Origin of the sequence: Haloarcula sp. CBA1127, assembly GCF_001485575.1 — an archaeon.
Lineage (GTDB): Archaea > Halobacteriota > Halobacteria > Halobacteriales > Haloarculaceae > Haloarcula.
Genome location: NZ_BCNB01000002.1, coordinates 42,673 through 62,671 on the forward strand (window position 1 = coordinate 42,673; position 19,999 = coordinate 62,671).

Consider the following 19,999-nt stretch of genomic DNA (forward strand, 5'->3'; position numbering starts at 1 on the left):
CCGGGTTCGACGACCCCGATTCTTTCGGCACCGTCCTGCCAGTAGCTGGCGTTGGAGCGGTGAGTCACCAGCCAGTCGGTCAGAACGGGCGGTCCGGCCAATCAGTCGTCAGCAGCGCGGTCAAGTTCGGGGCGGGTCGCACCACCCCATTCCTCGTAGGAGCGAAGCACGTCGCCGTTTCGCTTGCCGGTCAGTTCGCCGTCCCGGACGGCAATCTCGCCGCCGACGAGGACGTACTCCATCCCATCGGAGCACTGGAACGGGTTCTCGTAGGTCGCGTTCGCCGCCACCGAGTCGAGGTCGAAAGCCACGAGGTCCGCGATGTACCCCTCACGGACGTAGCCGCGGTCCCTCAAACCAAGGATATCAGCCGGGTTGCCTGCGGCTTTGTACGCCAGCAGTTCCGGCGAGAGTACGTTCCGCTCTCGAACGTACCGTTCGAGGATGCGGCTGAACGCCCCGATGGCCCGCGGATGGGGTTTCCCGCCGAAGATGCCGTCCGTGCAGAACGTGCCGCGGTCGTCCGCGAGGAACCGTTCAATGTCTTCCTCGGCCATCACAAAGTCAGCCATCGTCACGTCCAGATTCTCCGCGACGAGTAGTTCACACATCGCGTCAACCGGCTCACGGCCCATCTCGGCGGCGATGTCCGCGATGGTATCACCCTGATAGCGGCCGCTCCCGGTCCGCGTGATGAGGATATTGTCCCACGACCCGGCGGCGTACGCGAGATTCTCCCAGTCACCCGGCTGAGAGATGTCAGTGGCGATGCGGTCGCGAACCGCCGCTGAGTTAAGACGATGACGGATGGCTTCCGAGTCGCCCTGCCGTGCCCACGGCGGCAACAGTGCGGTGAGCATCGTCGACCCGGCGGTGTACGGATACTGGTCGAAGGTGACCCGCTGACCACGGTTGACGGCGTCGTCGAACAGGTCGAGCACAGCCTCGGAGTCCCCCCAGTTCTGCTGGCCGCCGACCTTGAGATGGGAGACATGGGCGTGACAGCCGCCGCGTCGGCATATATCGAGATACCGGTCGATAGATTCGACCACGCGATCCGTCTCGTTCCAGACGTGAGAGATCATGAACGAGTCGCGCTTGGCGAGGGTATCCGCAAGCGCCACCAGTTCGTCGTCGCGAGCGTACGAACTCGGCGGATATATCATCCCTTTGGACATGCCGAACGCGCCTTCTTCTAGCGCTACTTCGAGTTCCTGTCGAATCGCATCGAGTTCTCCGGGCGCCGTGTCGTGGTCCGACTTCGGTCTGTCCAGCCGTTGACTGGTGACTGGCCCGGCGGCAACGACGTGTTCGCCGCTGAGTGGGCGGTCTTCGAACCCGGCCAGCATCGACCTGATGTTTCCGTGTGGGGCGTAGTACGCACAGTTGACAGCGGGCTCGGCGGATTCAAGCGCCTCAAGATAGCCGGAAACGGTGTGCCAGGGCCACGTTTCGCCGAGCGTGCCGTCGAGTGATTTGACCCGTTCCGCCCACTCGTCGGTGAGGTTCGGCGGCACCGGAGCGACGCTGACCCCGTCCTGTCCGAGGACTTCCGTCGTGATGCCCTGCGTCAGTTTCTCCCTGGCACCGGGATTCTCGAATAGCCGAAGCTCCGAATGCGCGTGCATATCGATGAACCCTGGTGCGAGATACGACCCGTCGAGGTCGACAACGCGGTCGGCCGCAAGCGGGGCCTCGCTGATAGCCTCGATTCGACCGTCGGCGACACGCACGCTCGCAGTGAACGGAGGGCGACCGCTCCCGTCCAGCACCCGCGCGTCTCTGAACGCAATAGACGCGGCACTCAGCTCGGTCATGTCTGCTGACTCGCGGAACGGTCGTTTGGCTCTTTCGGTGGTCTCACCCGTGTGTGACAGGGGGCGAGCGCGTGCCACACCGTGTCTGTCGGTGTGTGTGGTGCCAGCCCCGACACAATCTTCAAGACGACACCGCGGAACAGCTACCCAATGCCATCCATCAGTCTCGATAGCGAGCGGTTCAGACGGCGCTTCGATACGTTCAACAAGATAGGCGCGACAGAACGGGGCGGCGTGAATAGGCCGAGCCTGTCCGACGAGAACAAAGCGGCCCGCGACACACTGGTCGAGTGGTTCCGCGAGGCCGGGCTGGAGGTCCGTATCGATACGATGGGCAATATCTTCGGTCGCCGAGACGGGACAGAGGGCGACGCCGCGCCGGTGCTGTTCGGGTCCCACATCGACAGCCAGTACAACGGTGGTCGGTACGATGGCGTTATCGGCGTCCTTGGTGGATTGGAAGTGATCGAGGCGTTCAACGACGCCGGCGTGACAACCGAACGGCCGCTGGAGGTTGTCGCCTGGAGCAACGAGGAGGGCGTCCGTTTTCAGCCGGATATGCTCGGCAGCGGTGTCTACTGTGATATTTTTGATCTCGACTACGCATACGAGCGCGAGGACAAGGAGGGCAGACGGTTCGGCGACGAACTCGAACGCATCGGCTACAAGGGAGATGTTCCCTGCGAAGCCGACGACATCCACTGCTACTTCGAGATGCACGTCGAGCAGGGGCCGTTTCTCGAACAGCAGGACATCCCAGTCGCTGCTGTCGAAGGCGTGTTCGGCTTTTCCTGGCTGAACGTCACCTTCGAGGGCCAGGCGAACCACGCCGGGCCGACACCGATGGATATGCGCCACGACGCGTTCGTGGCGACGGCAGACGTGACCCGTGCGGTCCGGCGGATCACAGCGACCGAAGGAACGGATCTCGTCGGGACGGTCGGCAGCGTCGACGTGTGGCCGAACGCCATCAACGTCATCCCTGAGACGGTGGAGTTCACGCTCGATTTCCGCGCGTACGACGACGCCGTGGTCGATGCGGCCGTCGAGCAGATCAGGGACGAGGTCGCCCACGCAGCCCTGCGCGAAGGGCTTGAATACGAGATCGAGGAGATAATGCGGGTCGACGCGGACCCGTTCGATCAGGGCTGCATAGACACGGTCGTCGAGGCCGCCGAGACGGTCGGCTGTGAGTACACGCGACTGGTCAGCGGCGCAGGCCACGACGCGAACTACCTCAACAAGATAGCCCCGACGAGCATGATTTTCGTTCCGAGCGTCGACGGGATCAGCCATCGCGAGAGCGAATTCACCGAATGGGATGACATCGTCACCGGGACTGAGGTACTGCTGAACGCCGTGCAGGCGAAGGCCGCCGAGTGAACTGTTCAGTTTTTAGCGAGTGAATACCACACATATGGCACACGTCACACAGTAACAACCTCGTCTGTCGCACCTGTGTCATCCAGTTGTCTTGTGGTGGCCCATGCCCGTAACTTCGTCTGGCAACAGTGCGATCAACACCTGTGAACCATACATATATGAGATGGTGTTGCACACCTGTTCACTAACAGGCGTGTGTTCGTAATGCATGCCGAAAACTGGAGGGAACGCTGTGGATATTGAACTCACAATTAACGGCGAGCGGACGATAGTCGAAGCCGGGTCAGGAGACGACCTGGCGACGGTTTTGAGACAGCACGGCTACATCGACGTAAAATGTGGCTGCGACGGCGGGACCTGCGGTGCATCGAAGGTATTCGTCGATGGGGACGTGCGGATGGCCTGCGAGATGGAGGCGACAGACGCCGACGGGAGTGAGATACAGACCGTCGCGGCGCTTGGGACACAGGCCGACCTGCACCCGGTTCAGCAGGCGTTTGTCGACAACTTTGCCGTCCAGTGCGGATTCTGTATTCCGGGCATGGTAATCCAGGCGGTGGCGCTGCTGGATTCGAATCCCGACCCAACCGAGCGGGAGGTTCGGGAGGCGTTAGACGACAACGTCTGTCGCTGCACCGGCTATCAGAAACCGGTTGAAGCCGTGCTGGACGCAGCACAGCGAATGCAGGGGGAGCAGTCTGTCGCCGCAGACGGCGGCCACCCGGTCAGTGCGCCGACACATGGAGACGAATCGACCAGTTGCTGTGGAGGTGACTGCGATGAGTAACGACGACGAGACAGCCAAAGCCGACGGCGGCACGGCCTCACAGTCAGAGACTGTCGAAGACGAACGGTTCGAGGAGCACCCGCTCGAATGGGACGAACCTGAGAACAACGACAAGGCCCCCGACGAGCGCGACAGCGTCTCCCACCGGACGGAGAAGTACGACGATCGAAAGCTCGTCACCGGGCAGGCGAAGTACACCGCCGACTACGAGGAGCGGTATCCCGACCTCGCGTACGCAGCAGTCGTCCGGAGCGAAATCCCCCACGGCCGGGTGACCGACATCGACACGAGCGCGGCCGAGGCGATTGACGGCGTCGAAGCGGTCCTGACACCGGAATCCGACGCGGTGCCGGACGCGAAATACACCAGCGCCGGACAGTCCTATCCCGAACCGAGCCCGTGGGACATGCACGTGCTGAACGAGCACGTCCGCTACATCGGTGACCCGATTGCTGCTGTCGCAGCCGAAGACCGGGCGACCGCGACTGCCGCCGTCGAGGCTATTGAGGTGTCCTACGAAGAGGCCGACTACGTCACCGACCCGGAGGCGGCCTTCGACGAAGACGCACCGCAGTTGTTCGAGGACGGCGAGGTCGAAAACGAGATCGTCGGCCACGACTACGACCGCAACCGAATGGCTCACATCGGGGGCGAACTGGGCGACGTGGACGGGGCGCTCGACGGCAACACCCACGTCCACGAAACCGAGTGGGAGACGATTCGCCAGTCCCACGCGAACGTCGAGAAGCACACCTCGTTAGCGTACACAGATGAAGACGACCGCCACGTCCTCATCACCAGTACGCAGGTACCAAACCACACCCGGAGACAGCTCGCCCACCTGTTCGACATCCCGATCCGTGACATCCGGGTGACGAAGCCGCGGGTCGGTGGCGGATTCGGCGGGAAACAGGCGATGGTCGTCGAACCGATTCCGCTCGCGCTATCACTCGCCACCGACCGCCCGGTCCTGTACGAGGCCAGCCGCGAGGAGGAGTTCTACGCGATGCGCTCGCGGCACCCAATGAAAGTCAAAGCGAAGACGGCCGTGACCGACGACGGCGATATCGAAGCTATCGACATCTACGCCCTGTCGAACACCGGCGCGTACGGCAGCCACGGCATGACCGTCGCCGGCAACGTCGGGAGCAAGCCGATGCCGCTGTACTCGAAGGTCCCGAACGCCCGCTTCGAGGCCGATATCGTCCATACGAACACGCCACAGACCGGTGCGATGCGGGGCTACGGCGCGCCACAGGGCACGCTCGCGCTGGAAGGGCATCTCGACGAAGTGGCCCGCGACCTCGGTCTCGACCCCATCGAATTCCGGCGGCGACACCACATGGAAGTTGGCGACCTCGACGAGATTGCGGGGATGATGGGCGGAGAGGGGGCGAACCGCCGTATCCGCTCGTGTGGCCTCGACGAGTGCATCGAGCACGGAAAGGACGCTATCGGCTACGATGACCTCGAACAGCCCGACGAGGACCACCTGCACCGCGGCATCGGGATGGCGCTATCCGCGCAGGGGACTGGCGTCGCTGGCGACGAACTCGGGGCCGCCCAGATAATGATGAACGAGGACGGGAGCTTCCACTTGCAGGTCGGCGGCGTCGACATCGGGACGGGCGCTGACACAGCGTTCCTTCAGATCGCCGCCGAAGTACTGGGCTGTGACGAGGACGACATAATCGTCAAATCCTCCGATACAGACGTGACGCCGTTCGACTACGGCGCGTACGCCTCCTCGACGACGTACATCAGTGGGATGGCCGTCAAGAAGGCCGCAGAGGACGCGAAAGCACGGATTCTCGACTGGGGAGCAAAACTGCTAGACGAGCCAGTCGAGAAGCTGGAGACCGGCGACGGGACGGTGTACAGCGAGAGCAGCGGCGATTCGGTCACACTCGAAGACATCGGCTACGAGGCCGCCTACGGCGACGACGAACGCGAACACATCCTGGGGAAAGGAACCCATTGCACCGAGGAGAGTCCCCCGCCCTTCGCTGCACAGTTCGCTGACGTGACAGTCGACGAGACTACGGGCGAGTTTGAGGTCCACAAACTGGTCGTCGCGGTCGACTGCGGTGTCGCGATCAACCCTGGCATGGCCGAAGGCCAGATCGAGGGTGCGAACCACATGAGCTACGAGATGGCCGTCAGCGACGGCATCACGCTCGACGACGAGGGACGGGCGGAGGTCGCTGACTTCGACGAGTACGGACTGCCGTCGGCGACCGAGACGCCGCCCATCGAGTCGATTCTGGTCGAGACACACGAACCGACCGGTCCGTTTGGCGCAAAATCGGTCGCCGAAGTTCCGACCAACACAGTCCCGCCGGCGCTGTCAAACGCCGTCCGTGACGCCGTCGGCGTCCGCATCCGGGAGATGCCCATCACCGCCGAGAAAATCAGGGCAAAACTGGACGAGCGTGAAATCTGAATCGGAGCGCGTGGACAGTCACGGCTACAGTGCCGGTGTGTCGGCGTGCCATATCACAAATCCGCGATAGCTATTTACCGTTCTGTTAGTCACGTTGCTGACATAGCCAGCGAGCTGATGAGTCATATGGAAATCGAACTAGAAATTAACGGTGTGGAACGGACTGTCGAAGCATCGAAGTCCGATTCGCTTCTCGATGTCCTTCGGCGGAACGGGTACACCGGATCGAAACGGGGGTGTAACACCGGCGCGTGCGGCTTCTGTACGGTCCACGTCGACGGCGAGCCGGTGAAATCCTGCGTCGAACCGGTGACGAAAGTGCGGGACGCATCCGTCGAGACAATCGAAGGTCTGGGCGAACAGGACGACTTGCATCCGGTGCAACAGGCATTCGTCGACAACACTGCGCTACAGTGTGGCTTCTGTATTCCGGGGATGATCATGCGCTCGACGGCGCTGCTGGAGACGAATCCGAACCCGACCGAACAGGAGGTCCGGGAAGCCCTGTCGGACAACCTCTGTCGGTGTACCGGCTACAAGAAAATCGTCGAAGCGGTGCTAGACGCCGCCGAGCGGATGGACAGCGACACAGCCGTCGCCGCCGACGGTGGGCAGGCAGTGGATAGCGGCGGCGGGGCCGCCACGGTGACCGAGTGTTCACGCAACGACTGCGATTGCATGGAGGGCAATCAGTGAGCGATTCCGACCGGGTACGGGAGACGAGCAAGCAACCCGAAGGGACAGAGAGGACGGAATCGGACCCGGCCGAAGCCGGCAGGGAGTCAGAGACGGGCGCGGCACGCGAACCCGACCGGAAGCCCGAATCGGAGCGCGATGCCATCTCGGTGGATGAGGAGAAAGACGACGCACGGAAAATCGTCACCGGACAAGCCCGCTACACGGCGGACTACCGTGACCGGTTTCCAGACCTCGCCCATGGGAAGGTCGTCCGCAGTGACATCGCCCACGGCTACGTCGAATCGGTCGACACGAGCGCCGCCGAGGCGATGGATGGCGTCGACGCCGTCATCACGCCGTTCGACGACGTGGTTCCGGACAAACTGTACTCCAGTTCGGGCCAGTCCTATCCCGAGCCGAGCCCGTGGGACCTGAAAGTGTTGCGCGAGCACGTCCGTTTCGTCGGCGACCCGGTCGCTGCCGTGGCGGCTGACGACCCGGAAACGGCCGACCGCGCCGCACGGAAAATCGAGATCGAGTACCGGGAGCTGGATGCCGTATTCGACCCCGAAGAAGCCCTTGACGAGGACGCACCACAACTGTTCGAGGCTGATGACGTAGAAAACAAGCAGTCAGGCGCGGACTACAGCCGAAACCTCGAATCGCACTTCGAAGGAGAACTCGGTGACGTAGCGGAGGCACTTGAGCAGGCGAGCGACGACGAGAGACGGCACGTCATCCAGACGGAGTGGGAGACACCGTATCAGTCTCACTGCGTTCCCGAACCGCATACGACCATTGCCTACACCGACGAGGACGACCGGCACGTGTTCATTACGGCAACGCAGGTCCCGTTTCATACCCGTCGCCAGATAGCGCACCTGTTCGACGTGCCTATCCGTGACGTGCGGGTGAAGAAACCGCGTATCGGCGCTGGATTCGGGTCAAAACAGGAGATGGCAATCGAGCCGATAACGTTCGCATTGCATCTGGCGGCCGACCGGCCAGTCAAACTGGAGATGAGCCGTCAGGAGGAGTTCACCGCGCTTCGCTTTCGGCATCCGATGCAGATGCAGATGCAGACCGCAGTGACGGACGACGGCGACATCGAGGCGATGGACCTCTACACGCTGTCGAACTCGGGGGCCTACGGCACCCACGGCATGACCGTCGCGAACAACGTCGGAACGAAGCCGCTTCCACTCTACCCCCGGGTCCCGAACGTCCGCTTTTCAGGGGATGTGGTCCACACGAACCTCCCGATGGGGGCAGCCATGCGGGGCTACGGCGCGCCACAGGGGCATTTTGCCGTCGAAGCGCACATGGACGAGGTAGCCCGTCGCCTCGACTTCGACCCCATCGAGTTCCGCCTGCGGAACGCGGTCCGCGAGGGCGACCTCGACCGGAGCGTCGCCATTCTGAAAGACGGCGACCGGTTCACCCGGACGATTCGCTCGTGTGGCCTCCGGGAGTGTGTCGAACGCGGAAAGGATGCTATCGGCTACGACGGCCTCGAACAACCCGACGAAGACCATCTGCACCGCGGCGTCGGAATGGCGCTCATCGCCCAGGGGAGCGGTGTCGCGGGGAAGGAACTCGGTGCGGCGCAGGTACAGATGAACGAGGACGGGAGCTTCCACCTGCAGGTCGGCGGCGTCGACACCGGGACCGGCGCGGACACGATGTTCTCCCAGATTGCCGCCGAGGTACTCGGTTGTACGCCAGAGAATGTCGTCGTCATCGCAGCCGACACCGACCTGACGCCGTTCGACTACGGCGCGTACGCCTCTTCGACGACATACATCAGCGGCCGCGCGGTAAAGAACGCCGCCGAGGACGCCAAAAAGCGGTTACTGGAGTGGGGGTCGAAACTGCTCGGCGAGCCACCGGACGTGCTCGACACCGGCGACGGCGGCGTGTACAGCGAGCGGACCGGGAACCGCGTATCGCTGGAGGACATCGGCTACGAAGCGACCTACGGCGACGACGAACGCGAGCATATCCTCGGGGACGGGAACCACTCGACCGACGAAAGCCCGCCGCCCTACGGTGCGCAGTTCGTCGACGTGACTGTCGATACGGAGACCGGCAAGTACGAACTCAACAAGCTGGTGTTTGCGGCCGACTGCGGCGTCGCGATCAATCCCGCGCTGGTCGAAGGCCAGATAGAGGGCGGCGAGCACATGAGCCTCGAATACGCCACGAGCGGCGACCTGACCTTCGATGAGGACGGGAATCCAGACGTGCTCGGCTTCCGCCAGTACGGGATGCCGAGGACGACGGACCACCCCGAAATGGAGACGATTCTGGTCGAAACACACGAACCTACGGGTCCATTCGGCGCGAAGTCTATCGCGGAACTTCCGACGAACGGCGTGCCGCCGGCGCTCTCAAACGCCATCCGCGACGCCGTCGGCGTTCGGCTGACCGAGTTGCCGTTCACTGCGGCGGACCTAATGGCGGCACTGGACGACCAGTCCGGTGCCGGAAAATAAGTTACCGAACGGTCGGTATTTTGCCGAAAAGTGCCACACCCAGAGTGCTTGCTCGTGTGTCAGGCAAACTATTAAGACCGGTTCACCGAAATTCCGACAGTATGGCGTACATCGGCTTTCTGCTGACAGGGGGTCCCTTCGACAGCGAGCGGTGGCGCACCGCTTACGAGCTGGGGAGGGCGGCACTGGATCAGGGCCACGAGGTGAGCTACTTCCACTACCTCGACGGCGCGCTCGTCCCCGTCGCAGACCAGACCCTACCCGGCTGTTCGGACAGCGGGCTGTACGACGAGATGCCGACCGAGAAGTTTCAGGAGCTCATCGCGGACGGCGCGGAGGTCATCTGCTGTGGGCTCTGTGTCGACGCACGCGGAATCGATGCACCCGCCGACTACCCCGAGGGCGTCGAAGTCGGGCTGCTTCCGGACCTCGCGGACATCATCGGCGAGGCCGACCGGGTGGTTTCGTTATGAAGCGAGATGTCGTGGTACTGCTCACCCGTGCGCCGTACGGCCGAGTCCACGTTCCGGAGGGACTGCGCGCCGCCCGTGGCGTCGCGGCTGGCTTCGATATGCACGACGTGACCGTGATATTTACGCAGGACGGCGTGTACGGCGCTCGGGATGCTGTCGACCGCGAGGCGCTCAACATGACCGGACACGTCGCCGACCTTGAGGAACAGGACGGACAGATGGTCGCGGACGGGGCAGCGATGGCTGAGCGCGGCGTCGATGAGGGCGAAATCGCCGACGACGTGGCGGTCTGGTCCAACGACCGCGTCACCGCCCGCATCCGCGACGCCGACAGAACACTGGACTTCTGACAATGCTGTATCTCATCGACAAACCGATGGCAGAAATCGGACTGCGTACCGCCGCCGGCGACCCCGAGGCACACGTCGTCCTGATTCAGGACGGCGTCTACCTCACACCGGATATCGACGCACCCGTCTCAGCGGTCGCGAGAGACGTGGCTGTGCGTGGTGTCTCGCTGCCGCCGGACATCGACCGGATATCCTACGACGCCGTAGTCGAGCGTCTGGTCGAACAGGAGGTCAAGAGCTTCGTATGAGCCTGTTCGAACGACTCGACGAACTGGCCGCACAGGGAGAGCCGGCGGCGCTCCTGACTATCGTCCGCAAGGACGGCAGCGCACCGCGGGATGTGGGGGACAAGATGATCGTCACCGGCGAGGGTGAATACGGGACTATTGGCGGCGGCACGGTCGAGCACCTCGCCGTACAGGACGCCCGGTCGGTGCTTTCGGGAGCCGACGACCCCGGCGTCCAGACGTACGAACTCGAACGCGGCGGCAACACGGGCATGGTCTGTGGCGGCGAGATGGACGTGTTCATCGACCGCGTCCGCGGGCAGGCCCGACTCTACATCGCCGGCGGCGGCCACATCAGCGCCGAACTGGCCCCGCTGGCGGAGCGACTGGGCTACGTCGTCACCGTGGTCGACGACCGCGAGGCATATGCCGACCCAGCGCAGTTCCCCGACGAGACGGACGTGATTCACGGCGACTACGGTGAGGCGCTGAGTGACCTGCCGATGGGAACCGAGACTGCCGTAGCCGTCGCAACGCGAAGCGGGACGTTCGATCAGGCTGCCGTCGCCGCAGCGCTGGACGGCGAGGCTGGCTACGTCGGCCTCGTCGCCAGCGAGACGAAGGCCGACCACGTGCTCGGTTCGCTCGCAGAGTCGGGCTACGCCCGTCGGGACCTCAGCCGGGTCCGGACGCCGGTGGGACTCGACCTCGGCGGGAGCGGACCGGCCGCCGTCGCGCTCTCGATTCTCGCCGAGGTCACCATGGACCGCCACGACGCTACCGGTGCGCGTGCGACACGTCTGAACCTCGACGACTTGGTCGTCGTTCGCGGCGGCGGCGACCTCGGGAGCGGCGTCGTCTATCGGCTCCAACAGGCCGGCTTTCCGGTCATCGTCACCGAAGTCGAACAGCCGACAGTCGTCCGGCGGGCGGTCGCCTTCGGCGCGGCGCTGTACGAAGACGAGGTGGAAGTCGAAGGAGTCACTGGCCGTGCAGCAGCGGACATCGACGAGGCGCTCGAACTGCTCGCCGACGATGTCGTGCCGGTACTTGTCGACCCAGAGGCGACTGTCGCTGACGATTTCGACGCGGCGGTCCTCGTCGACGCGGTTATGGCAAAAGGGGCGTTCGACACCGGTACGCGCCGGGAAGACGCCGACGTGGTGGTCGGGATGGGGCCCGGTTTCGAGGCCGGCGAGGACGTGGACGCGGTCGTCGAGACCGACCGCGGGCACGAACTTGGCCGCGTGTTCTACGAGGGGACAGCGAGCGAGTACGACGGCGAGCCCGGCGAGCGGCGCGGCTACACCCACGAGCGGGTGCTTCGCGCCCCGACCGACGGTGAATGGACCCCGGCGGTCGCCATCGGCGATAGTGTCACAGCCGGCGACGTGGTCGGCACCGTCGGCGACCGGCCGGTCGAAACCGAGATAGATGGACTGGTTCGCGGCCTAGTTCACGGCGGCCTCGGCGTCAGTGAGAGCACCAAACTCGGCGATGTCGACCCTCGTGGCGAGTCTGTCGACCCGACGAAAATCTCCGACAAGGCGCTGTGCCTCGGCGGCGGCGTGCTGGAGGCAGTGCTCCGGTTGCGGTAGAAGGCTCCTACTCGACGTTAGCGGCTGACTTCTTCGATAGTCGGGTCCGCAAGCGAGACACCGCGTCCGGGTGTAACACGCCCGACAGCACGGTAGAACACGCCGGCGTCGTCGAACGCCGCTTCGACGGCGTCAGTCGCAGTCGGGGGAACAGAAACGAACAGTCCCCCGCTGGTCTCCGCGCTCTCGCCCGCAGTCAGCCCGTATCCGAAAAGCGTCGAGAGGGCAGGCGTTCCTGCGATGACCGGGAGGTGCGTTAGTTCGATACCGACGTTCGAGCGGGCGGCCACCGCGCGGCTCTGCCCGACGAGGCCGAAGCCGGTAATATCAGTCGCAGCTGTCGCGTATTCGCGGCACGCGACTGTTGCGTCCCGGTTCGGTGTGGTCATCCACGCGATAGCCTCCGAAGCAATTGTCTCAAGCGGCCGGTCAGTGGCGTCGGTAACTGTCTCGACGAACTGGTCGTCAGTCACGCGGGTCGCCCCCATAGCCGGCTGTGTCCCGAGCGGTTTGGTCAGGTAGAGCCGGTCGCCAGGACTGGCTCCCTGCGATGTGAGGAGAGCGTCGGGACGCGCCGTCGCTGAGATGGCGCCGCCAGCGAAGGGCCACGGACTCATGATGGTGTGGCCGCCGGCGATGACGCCGTCCATCGCGTCCAGCGCGTCGGCCATGCCGGCGAGAATCGGCGCTGCGCTCTCGGTTAGCTCTCGCGGGAGGCCGAGAACGACCAAGCAGTCGACGTTCTCCACCGCACCCGTGGCGAACGCATCGCTGGCGGCGTTGCAGGCGGCGATACGGCCGAAGTCGTACGGGTCGTCAACGATAGGTGTAAAGAAATCCACCGTCGAAACCAGCGCGAGGTCGTCAGTGAGTTTCCGCGCAGCGGCGTCCTCGCCGATGCCGAACAGCAATGCGTCGCTCTCACCGGTGAGGCCGGCATCGGCGAGCAGCGAATCGAGGTCGCTCTGGCCGACTTTACACGAACAGCCGTGGAGTTCCGTATACTCCGTCAGCCGCGCCGTCTCGTCGTCATCGTCAGTCGCCCCGTCGGGCCCCACACTCAGGCCTCCGATAGTGACGCCATCTCGGTCACCCGAAGTTCCAGTTCGAATTCGTCGGACTCGCCAGCGGTCTCCGCGGTTGTCACGTCGATACCGTGAGTCGTACACATCCGCCGGAGGTTCTCTTCGGCCGGCGGGTAATCGCCTCGAACGACGAGCGTCTCGTCGGTATCAAGGTCCGAAAGCGCTTGCCGGACAATGAGTGCCGGCCGGGGACAGATTTCACCACGAACGTCTACGCGAGCCATACCGGTACGTGTGCCATTAGATCACAAAAACGCTATCGGCGCCACACGTCCTTGCCCCGGTAAGCTATTTGTGTGTCTTGCGCGGAGCGAGCGTATGGATCTGGCTGCTGCGCTGGGCCTGGGTTCCAGCGCCGCTGTCGCCTTCGTCGGGGCCGGTGGGAAGAAAACTGCGATGGGACAGTTGACGGTCGAGGGAACTGACCAGGGGTACGACGTGGGTTACACGACAACGACAGCGATGCCACCGCCGCCTGACCTGCCGCTGACGCTCACTGGCCCGGACGAGTGGCGTGCCGACCTCGAAACACACGACCCCCCGGTTGCCGTTGCTCGCGAGGAGGTAGCCGACCCGGCGCGAGCCGACCGGAAGGTTCGCGGATTCGAGGCGAGTGTGGTGGAACAGCTATCCGAAGTCGGACTGTTCGACTGGCTGCTGATAAAGGCTGACGGGGCACGCAAGCGTGAGTTCAAATCGCCTGGCGATGGGGAGCCAGTCGTTCCGAGCACAGCCAGCCACGTCGTCCCGGTCGCCTCGGTCACCGCCGTCGGTGAAGCGCTGACGTCGGACGTGGTCCATCGACCGAAGCTGGTCGCGGATATCACCGGCCTTCGTGTGGGCGACACGATCACTGCGACAGCTGTCGGGACAGTGCTCACACATCCCGACGGCGGCCTCCGAAACGCACCAGCTGAGGCATCTGTGATACCGCTAGTCAACAAAGCGGATGCCGAAACACAGCAGCATACCGCCAGAGACGTTCTCACACACGCACTTTCACAGACAGAGCGGTGTTCTCGGGGCGTCATCACTTCGTTCAAATCAGATGTCTGTGAAGTGGTCTCAGCGGCAGACGTGCAGGAGGGGCCCACCGATGACTGAATCCGGGGAAACGGCCGGTATTGTTGCGAGACGAGGGGAAGCATGAGCAGCCAGCGTCGGACTAAAGTCGGCGGCGTTATCCTCGCCGCTGGGCAGAGTTCGCGGTACGAGTCGGGTAACAAACTGCTAGCGACTGTCGACGGGACGGTAGTCGTTCGACACGTAGCCGAAACCGCCTGTGAGTCATCGCTATCGGACGTTGTCGCCGTCCTCGGATACGAGGGCGTGGCCGTCGCTGAGGCGCTGGAGGGCCTCTCGCTCTCGGTTCAGCATAACGACGAGTACGCGACCGGCCAGAGTGCGTCGGTTCGACATGGAGTCGACTATGCACAGGAATCCGACTGGGACGCCGCCCTGTTCCTGCTGGGCGATATGCCCTTCGTCCGGGCCGAAACTATCGAGCGACTACTCGAAGCGTACCGTACAGGGACGGCAACTATCGTGGTTCCCGAACACGAGGGGGTGCGAGGCAATCCCGTGCTGTTCGGCGACTGCCATTTCGATGCGCTCGCCTCAGTCTCCGGGGACCGCGGCGGTCGAGATATCATCGAGACCACCGAGCGGACAGCGTTCATCGAGGTCGAGGACCCCGGCGTCCACTGGGATATCGACACTGATGCTGATCTCACCGAGTTCACGGACCGCCGCGACAGCCTGTAAATTTAAGACACTGATGGTGGAACACTCGGCTGATGAAACGGACCATCAGCACGGCCGATGCACCCGATGCGGTCGGCGCGTACAGCCAGGCGACGACAAACGGCTCGCTCGTGTTCACCGCGGGCCAGATTCCGATGACACCCGACGGCGACCTGCTGGACGACGAACCGATAGCGACGCAGGCGGAACAGGCGCTATCGAACGTCGAAGCGGTGCTGGCAGCCGAAGGACTGGAGATGAGTGACGTCTTGAAAGTGACCGTCTATCTGGACGACATCGACGATTTCGAGTCGATGAACGACACCTATGCCGGCTTTTTCGACGAAGAGCCGCCGGCCCGGAGCGCAGTCGAGGTCGCAAACCTGCCAAAGGGCGTGGGAGTCGAAATCGAAGCAATCGCAACGAGCGACTGAGGCCGACAGACACGCACTGCTGTCGTGGGCCACACAGCCGGGATGTGGCGCACACAACTTTCAAGCCCGGCGACTCGTATCACAGCGTAATGCGACCCACGAGGCGTGAATTCCTGGGAACAGCGGCAGCGCTCTCGCTGTCGGGCTGTCTCGGAGGGACAGCGATGCCGACGTGACGGTCGGTGTCGTGCCCAACGTGGACCCGGATACCGCCATCGAACAGAACACCGAACTCGCGGCGTATCTGGCGACAGAACTCGACGTCGAGACCGAGCTCCGCACAGCGCCTGACGATCTCGTCATCACCATTCAGCGGTTGCAGTACGGGAAACGCTCGACCGCCATCCTCGCCGTGTTTGCGCTGGTCGTCACGAGCGACTGGCTCGGATCTCAGTTGCGGACGCGGCTCGGCTGACGGTCAGACGGGAGATAACAGCCCGCGTCAGGGCTTCTGTTCCTGTGCAGACTTGCGCGCGTCTTCGAGGTCCATCTCAAGGCCCATCGTCGAGGCCTGAGAGCGGACGGCCTCGGCATCGATGGTGGTTACCTCGCCGTGTTCCATGAGGACGTTCCCGTCGATCATCGTGAAGCGGACATCGTCTCCGTGGGCCGCAAACACCAGATGCGAGAGCACGTCGTGCAGCGGCGTCGCCCGCGTGAGGTCCGTATCGAGGCCGACAATGTCAGCGCGCCATCCCTCCCGGATCGCGCCGAGTTCCTCGAAGCCAGCGGCTTTCGCACCGTTTCGCGTCGCCATCTCGAAGATTTCGGCTGCCGGCGTCACCGTCGGGTCTAGCTGGTCGACCTTCTGCAAGAGGCTCGCCTGTCGCATCTCGGTAAAGGCGTCGAGCGTGTTGTTACAGGGCGGTCCGTCGTTGCCGATTGCGACGTTGATACCGCGGTCACGGTAGTCCCAGATCGGTGCGATACCGCTGGCGAGTTTCATGTTGGAGGACGGACAGTGTGTGACGTGGGTCCCCGTCTCTGCGAGGACTTCGCGCTCGCTCTCGTCGGTCCAGACGCAGTGCGCAAGAACGACATCCTCGCCGGTGAGACCTACCTCGTCGAGCCAGTGGATGTTGCGCATCCCGGTATCCTCTTTGACCGTCTCGATCTCGCTCTGGTTCTCACTGGCGTGGGTGTGGATGCGGACACCGTCGTATTTGTCCACGAGTTCGCGCACCCCCCGGAGACAGGCCTCGCTACAAGAGACGGCAAAACGAGGGGTGACGGCGTACCGAATCCGGTCGTTGTAGGCACCGTGATACTGCTGAATGAGCCGCTCGGACTCCTCCAGTGCGGCCTGCGTGTCCTCCAGCAGACCGTCCGGCGAGCGCTGGTCCATCAGCACCTTCCCGAGGACGCCCCGGATGCCGATTTCGCCTGCCGCCTCAAAGGCGCGGTCCGCGTGAGCGACCGAGAGGTGGTCGATACAGGTCGTGGTCCCGCTTTCGATCATCTCCAGATAGCCCAGTTTCGCCGCGACCTCCATCTCCTCGGCTGTCAGGGAGGCTTCCATCGGCAGAATATAGTCGAATAGCCAGTCGAGCAGTTCCGTATCGTCGGCGATACCACGGCCGAGACTCTGTACGGAGTGGATGTGGCCGCCGACGAGTCCCGGCAACAGCACGTCGTATGACTGGTGTTCGTGGTCGGCGTACTGCGATTCGAGTTCGGCACGTGGACCCACAGCCTCGATACGGTCCCCGGAGACGACGACCGCCCCGTCCTGCAGGACGGTCTCAGAATCCGCAACGACAGTCCCAGTGAGTAGCATACGTCCTGCAAGACGGTCTCTACATAAAGAAGGTCCTCATATCGGGACGACCGCCGAGTGCAGACAACCCGGCCACAGACGTGTGGCACTCCGTGTGTCGCGTGTGCTTGGCAGTGACCTCAGCTTTGCGAGCCGTTCCGTGTCCGTTTTTCACGAGTGATGTATCTGGTGAGGCGGGTCTGGGTACGAAACGAATCCACGCTGGCGAGTCGCTGAACGAGACGAGTGTTTGTCTCGTACTGCTCAGTAAACAGTTCGGGGTACTCCGACAGTAGCCTGTCGCCGATGTCGATTATCTCCTGGGGGTCGGCCTGCATGGGTGTGAGAATCGCGGAGTATAGCTGTTAACTGCTTTGCTCACAAAAATACCACGTGTGGCTCGTACTGTTGGCTGTCTCACTTGGGAGAGATTTGCGACCCCCGGGGGTGGAGAAATACGCCACAGACGAACAGCCGACAGTGTCAGTTATCCATCGATGGCTTTGGTGGCGTGTGTCGCTTGTGCCGCGTGCTGGCACACCACTGAATCGTACGCTCAACGACAGATTCGCTAACGCCGACCTTGTCAGCCACCGCCGACGCGGAACAGCCTCTATCAATCGCGAAGTGGAGGACGCTGTCGAGGTCTCGCTGGTCGATACCCAGTTCCGCCGCATCAGTTGCACCAGTGTGCTCCATCGGATGTGGGGACTGGTCGAGGAGGTCCGATGGAACCGCAAGTGCATCAGCTAGAGCCTCGACCTCAGTTCTATAGAGGTCGCCAAACAGCGACAGGTCAACGCCGTTCTCGCCGTGTTTCGCAACGGAGCCCAGCAGTCGATCAGTCCGGGAAACGGTCCCGACGACGAGTTCGTTCCTGGTGTTTGCGACGTAGTACTTACACGCCATCCGGAAGCGTTCGCCGGCGTTTTGCATCGCCACGAGGTCGTCGGTCGGTCCACCGGTCTCACCGACGACTCGCTGGAACGCCGTCAGCACTGGCTGCAGATTGAGCCGGTGGCAGTCGATGTCAAGTAGCGATGCAACGGTTTCAGCCGTCCGCGCAGGCCCCTCGTCGCTTAGCTGTACTGGCATCACCAATCCAGTCACGTAGTCGGCCCCGATGCCGTCGACAGCCAGCGCCGCCGCAACTGTCGATTCGATGCTGCCGTCGAGCGGAACGACCAGTCCGTTAGCCTCCGCCTCCGTGATCTTGTTCTCCAGAAACACCGGAAGGAGTCCCTGTATCCGTCTGGTCGCTGCCGTCGACGTCGCCAATCCGTGTTCCTCACGCGGGAGTTTGAGCGTGTGAGGGTGCGTCGCTTTACTCACAGGCCACTCCCCCGCTTGCAACTCTGGACATACTCGGAGATGCAACTAGCGAAGCGCGTGCATCCAACCAACCTAATCATATTAGAAAGTAGGTCACTTATATCGTATAACTGTTGTCGACAAACGTCATGGGTGTCTTCAGTAGCCTCAATACACCTTATATATTATCCCGAGCCATCTCACATTATAGGCGACTCTATAAATCAAACCAAAATAATATACGGTCCATAACCGACAGAGCATACAATAATACTCAGAAGATTGTACACTCATTAGATTTAGGACGGAGGTGGAAGGGGCACTTCGAGGCGAAAATACACCCCAACAATTCAGCCCGGCATCCAGTAAACCACGTTCTAAGAGGGACGCAACATGCACCAGTCATAGAATACAGCACGGGACATCAGGCTCCCTTATGTCGCCGGTTTGGTGGTTTCCATGGACTGCTCAGTGACGACCAGTTCACGGTTGACAATCCAGTCGACGATCGTACTGTTGTCTAGCCGATCCGAGATGACATCGCCGTCTGCTGTGTCACGTCTGATTTTGTAGGAATCCATCGTATTCCGGTTCTCTGAGACAGCTTCGACAGCTTCGATTCGCTCGTCAGTCACGGTGTTACGATACGTGACGCCGGGGACGAAGCTGACAGTCGGGACATCAGTCGGCCAGTCCCAGTCAAACTGCTTGTGGTACTGGTCGAACTGCCACACGAGACGGGCGGCAGAAGGTTCTGTTTCGACCGACTCAGTAGCTGCCGCCTCCAGTGTTCGATCCCAGTAGTCTATCACGCAGGCTTTGAGATCCGCCTGGAGCTGTCCCTCGATCATCTTCTGTTCGATGGGATACCGCAGTTCAATAGCGACGATGGCGTGACTGTCGAGATGGGTAAGACATCGCTGACACTCCATCTCAAACACGGAGAGGCCAAGCGGTTGCTCGACCGTGAGATGGACGAGTTCGTTCCCACAGTTCGGACACCACAGGAACAACACGTCGTCGTGGCTCCCAGTTAGTTCCGCCAGCACAGTCAGATCGTCGAACGGCTTGTCGATGTCGGCATCCTGTGGCTGTCCGAGCTCGCTTGTCGCTGTACTGGAGGCGTCGTCGGTGTACTTCGCGAGTTTGCGGTCTTTGAGCAGTGTTTTGATGACCGAATCGTATGACGAGTGTGACTCCGCGTTTCGTATTTTCCGCAATTTATCTTTCGTCCAATCTTTTACCCGAATGGTCGCCATCTGATTGTAGAACAGCCCTACTACTAATAGTATTTTTGTATGATTATCCTAAAATTGAAAATACTCTTAGAGAATATGTTCCATTCTTCGACGACAGAGGTATGCAGTCAAGCAAGGGTATCGGTGTCAGTAATGGGCGACACTCCGGTTTGATGGGGTG

General features: G+C 62.4%; 20 protein-coding genes. 13 read left to right on the plus strand and 7 right to left on the minus strand.

Features of this window, described 5'->3' with window-relative positions; all coding sequences use genetic code 11:
- Window positions 1–101: 101 nt before the first annotated feature.
- On the minus strand, window positions 102–1,817 hold the full coding sequence (locus tag AV059_RS01280) for an amidohydrolase family protein (RefSeq protein ID WP_058991599.1): 1,716 nt from the start codon (window positions 1,815–1,817) through the stop codon (window positions 102–104).
- A gap of 150 nt (window positions 1,818–1,967) precedes the next feature.
- Between AV059_RS01280 and AV059_RS01285 the strand changes: the two genes are divergently transcribed.
- The 9 genes from AV059_RS01285 to yqeB all read left to right on the plus strand — a co-directional run bounded on the left by AV059_RS01285 (window position 1,968) and on the right by yqeB (window position 12,251).
- Window positions 1,968–3,200 (plus strand): Zn-dependent hydrolase, encoded by a 1,233-nt coding sequence (locus tag AV059_RS01285; RefSeq protein ID WP_058991600.1) that lies wholly within the window; start codon window positions 1,968–1,970, stop codon window positions 3,198–3,200.
- A gap of 208 nt (window positions 3,201–3,408) precedes the next feature.
- Entirely contained in the window at window positions 3,409–3,987 is a 579-nt protein-coding gene (locus AV059_RS01290) for a (2Fe-2S)-binding protein (protein ID WP_079990693.1), read from the plus strand.
- Window positions 3,980–6,430, plus strand: a complete 2,451-nt coding sequence (locus AV059_RS01295) for a xanthine dehydrogenase family protein molybdopterin-binding subunit (RefSeq protein WP_058991602.1) — start codon at window positions 3,980–3,982, stop codon at window positions 6,428–6,430. Before AV059_RS01290 ends, AV059_RS01295 begins: the two co-directional genes overlap by 8 nt.
- 126 nt (window positions 6,431–6,556) lie before the next feature.
- Window positions 6,557–7,126: a (2Fe-2S)-binding protein gene (locus AV059_RS01300; protein ID WP_058991604.1), complete on the plus strand. Its 570-nt coding sequence runs from the start codon at window positions 6,557–6,559 to the stop codon at window positions 7,124–7,126.
- A complete protein-coding gene (locus tag AV059_RS01305; RefSeq protein WP_058991606.1) occupies window positions 7,123–9,603 on the plus strand; it encodes a xanthine dehydrogenase family protein molybdopterin-binding subunit in 2,481 nt (826 codons plus the stop codon). Before AV059_RS01300 ends, AV059_RS01305 begins: the two co-directional genes overlap by 4 nt.
- A gap of 101 nt (window positions 9,604–9,704) precedes the next feature.
- The gene (locus tag AV059_RS01310; RefSeq protein WP_011222661.1) at window positions 9,705–10,076 is read left to right on the plus strand and encodes a DsrE/DsrF/TusD sulfur relay family protein; all 372 of its coding nucleotides are present in this window, start codon (window positions 9,705–9,707) and stop codon (window positions 10,074–10,076) included.
- Window positions 10,073–10,426, plus strand: coding sequence for a DsrE family protein (locus AV059_RS01315; RefSeq protein ID WP_058991608.1), 354 nt, complete (start codon window positions 10,073–10,075; stop codon window positions 10,424–10,426). The genes AV059_RS01310 and AV059_RS01315 overlap by 4 nt, the downstream gene beginning before the upstream one ends.
- Window positions 10,427–10,428: 2 nt before the next feature.
- Window positions 10,429–10,674: a hypothetical protein gene (locus AV059_RS01320; RefSeq protein WP_004965490.1), complete on the plus strand. Its 246-nt coding sequence runs from the start codon at window positions 10,429–10,431 to the stop codon at window positions 10,672–10,674.
- Window positions 10,671–12,251, plus strand: a complete 1,581-nt coding sequence (yqeB, locus tag AV059_RS01325; protein WP_058991610.1) for a selenium-dependent molybdenum cofactor biosynthesis protein YqeB — start codon at window positions 10,671–10,673, stop codon at window positions 12,249–12,251. Before AV059_RS01320 ends, yqeB begins: the two co-directional genes overlap by 4 nt.
- A 17-nt stretch (window positions 12,252–12,268) precedes the next feature.
- Here the strand turns inward: yqeB and selD are convergent, their stop codons facing one another.
- Together selD and AV059_RS01335 are read right to left on the minus strand one after the other, a co-directional pair.
- Window positions 12,269–13,309: a selenide, water dikinase SelD gene (selD, locus tag AV059_RS01330; RefSeq protein WP_058991612.1), complete on the minus strand. Its 1,041-nt coding sequence runs from the start codon at window positions 13,307–13,309 to the stop codon at window positions 12,269–12,271.
- 2 nt (window positions 13,310–13,311) lie between these two features.
- Window positions 13,312–13,560, minus strand: a complete 249-nt coding sequence (locus AV059_RS01335; protein WP_058991614.1) for a sulfurtransferase TusA family protein — start codon at window positions 13,558–13,560, stop codon at window positions 13,312–13,314.
- Window positions 13,561–13,654: 94 nt separating this feature from the next.
- Between AV059_RS01335 and yqeC the strand changes: the two genes are divergently transcribed.
- From yqeC to AV059_RS22670, 4 genes are all read left to right on the plus strand, one after another.
- On the plus strand, window positions 13,655–14,440 hold the full coding sequence (gene yqeC / locus AV059_RS01340) for a selenium cofactor biosynthesis protein YqeC (protein ID WP_058991616.1): 786 nt from the start codon (window positions 13,655–13,657) through the stop codon (window positions 14,438–14,440).
- 42 nt (window positions 14,441–14,482) lie between these two features.
- A complete protein-coding gene (locus AV059_RS01345; protein WP_058991617.1) occupies window positions 14,483–15,100 on the plus strand; it encodes a nucleotidyltransferase family protein in 618 nt (205 codons plus the stop codon).
- 32 nt (window positions 15,101–15,132) lie between these two features.
- Window positions 15,133–15,513, plus strand: coding sequence for a Rid family detoxifying hydrolase (locus tag AV059_RS01350; protein ID WP_005533442.1), 381 nt, complete (start codon window positions 15,133–15,135; stop codon window positions 15,511–15,513).
- A 172-nt stretch (window positions 15,514–15,685) separates the two neighbouring features.
- A complete protein-coding gene (locus AV059_RS22670; RefSeq protein WP_058991620.1) occupies window positions 15,686–15,928 on the plus strand; it encodes a hypothetical protein in 243 nt (80 codons plus the stop codon).
- Between the two features lie 27 nt (window positions 15,929–15,955).
- On the opposite strand, the gene AV059_RS01360 is transcribed toward AV059_RS22670, so the two are convergent.
- From AV059_RS01360 to AV059_RS01375, 4 genes are all read right to left on the minus strand, one after another.
- A complete protein-coding gene (locus AV059_RS01360) occupies window positions 15,956–17,290 on the minus strand; it encodes a 5'-deoxyadenosine deaminase (RefSeq protein ID WP_058991622.1) in 1,335 nt (444 codons plus the stop codon).
- Window positions 17,291–17,409: 119 nt separating this feature from the next.
- Window positions 17,410–17,607, minus strand: coding sequence for a hypothetical protein (locus tag AV059_RS01365; protein ID WP_058991624.1), 198 nt, complete (start codon window positions 17,605–17,607; stop codon window positions 17,410–17,412).
- 145 nt (window positions 17,608–17,752) lie between these two features.
- Window positions 17,753–18,601: an NAD(+) synthase gene (nadE, locus tag AV059_RS01370; protein WP_058991626.1), complete on the minus strand. Its 849-nt coding sequence runs from the start codon at window positions 18,599–18,601 to the stop codon at window positions 17,753–17,755.
- A gap of 413 nt (window positions 18,602–19,014) precedes the next feature.
- Window positions 19,015–19,839: a hypothetical protein gene (locus AV059_RS01375; RefSeq protein ID WP_058991629.1), complete on the minus strand. Its 825-nt coding sequence runs from the start codon at window positions 19,837–19,839 to the stop codon at window positions 19,015–19,017.
- Between the last annotated feature and the right edge of the window lie 160 nt (window positions 19,840–19,999).

Coding starts and splice junctions, on each gene's coding strand:
- AV059_RS01280 (WP_058991599.1), bottom strand. CDS start 1,817: ATGACCGAGCTGAGTGCCGCGTCTATTGCGTTCAGAGACGCGCGGGTG.
- AV059_RS01285 (WP_058991600.1), top strand. CDS start 1,968: ATGCCATCCATCAGTCTCGATAGCGAGCGGTTCAGACGGCGCTTCGAT.
- AV059_RS01290 (WP_079990693.1), top strand. CDS start 3,409: ATGCCGAAAACTGGAGGGAACGCTGTGGATATTGAACTCACAATTAAC.
- AV059_RS01295 (WP_058991602.1), top strand. CDS start 3,980: ATGAGTAACGACGACGAGACAGCCAAAGCCGACGGCGGCACGGCCTCA.
- AV059_RS01300 (WP_058991604.1), top strand. CDS start 6,557: ATGGAAATCGAACTAGAAATTAACGGTGTGGAACGGACTGTCGAAGCA.
- AV059_RS01310 (WP_011222661.1), top strand. CDS start 9,705: ATGGCGTACATCGGCTTTCTGCTGACAGGGGGTCCCTTCGACAGCGAG.
- AV059_RS01315 (WP_058991608.1), top strand. CDS start 10,073: ATGAAGCGAGATGTCGTGGTACTGCTCACCCGTGCGCCGTACGGCCGA.
- AV059_RS01320 (WP_004965490.1), top strand. CDS start 10,429: ATGCTGTATCTCATCGACAAACCGATGGCAGAAATCGGACTGCGTACC.
- yqeB (WP_058991610.1), top strand. CDS start 10,671: ATGAGCCTGTTCGAACGACTCGACGAACTGGCCGCACAGGGAGAGCCG.
- AV059_RS01335 (WP_058991614.1), bottom strand. CDS start 13,560: ATGGCTCGCGTAGACGTTCGTGGTGAAATCTGTCCCCGGCCGGCACTC.
- yqeC (WP_058991616.1), top strand. CDS start 13,655: ATGGATCTGGCTGCTGCGCTGGGCCTGGGTTCCAGCGCCGCTGTCGCC.
- AV059_RS01345 (WP_058991617.1), top strand. CDS start 14,483: ATGAGCAGCCAGCGTCGGACTAAAGTCGGCGGCGTTATCCTCGCCGCT.
- AV059_RS01350 (WP_005533442.1), top strand. CDS start 15,133: ATGAAACGGACCATCAGCACGGCCGATGCACCCGATGCGGTCGGCGCG.
- AV059_RS01360 (WP_058991622.1), bottom strand. CDS start 17,290: ATGCTACTCACTGGGACTGTCGTTGCGGATTCTGAGACCGTCCTGCAG.
- AV059_RS01365 (WP_058991624.1), bottom strand. CDS start 17,607: ATGCAGGCCGACCCCCAGGAGATAATCGACATCGGCGACAGGCTACTG.
- AV059_RS01375 (WP_058991629.1), bottom strand. CDS start 19,839: ATGGCGACCATTCGGGTAAAAGATTGGACGAAAGATAAATTGCGGAAA.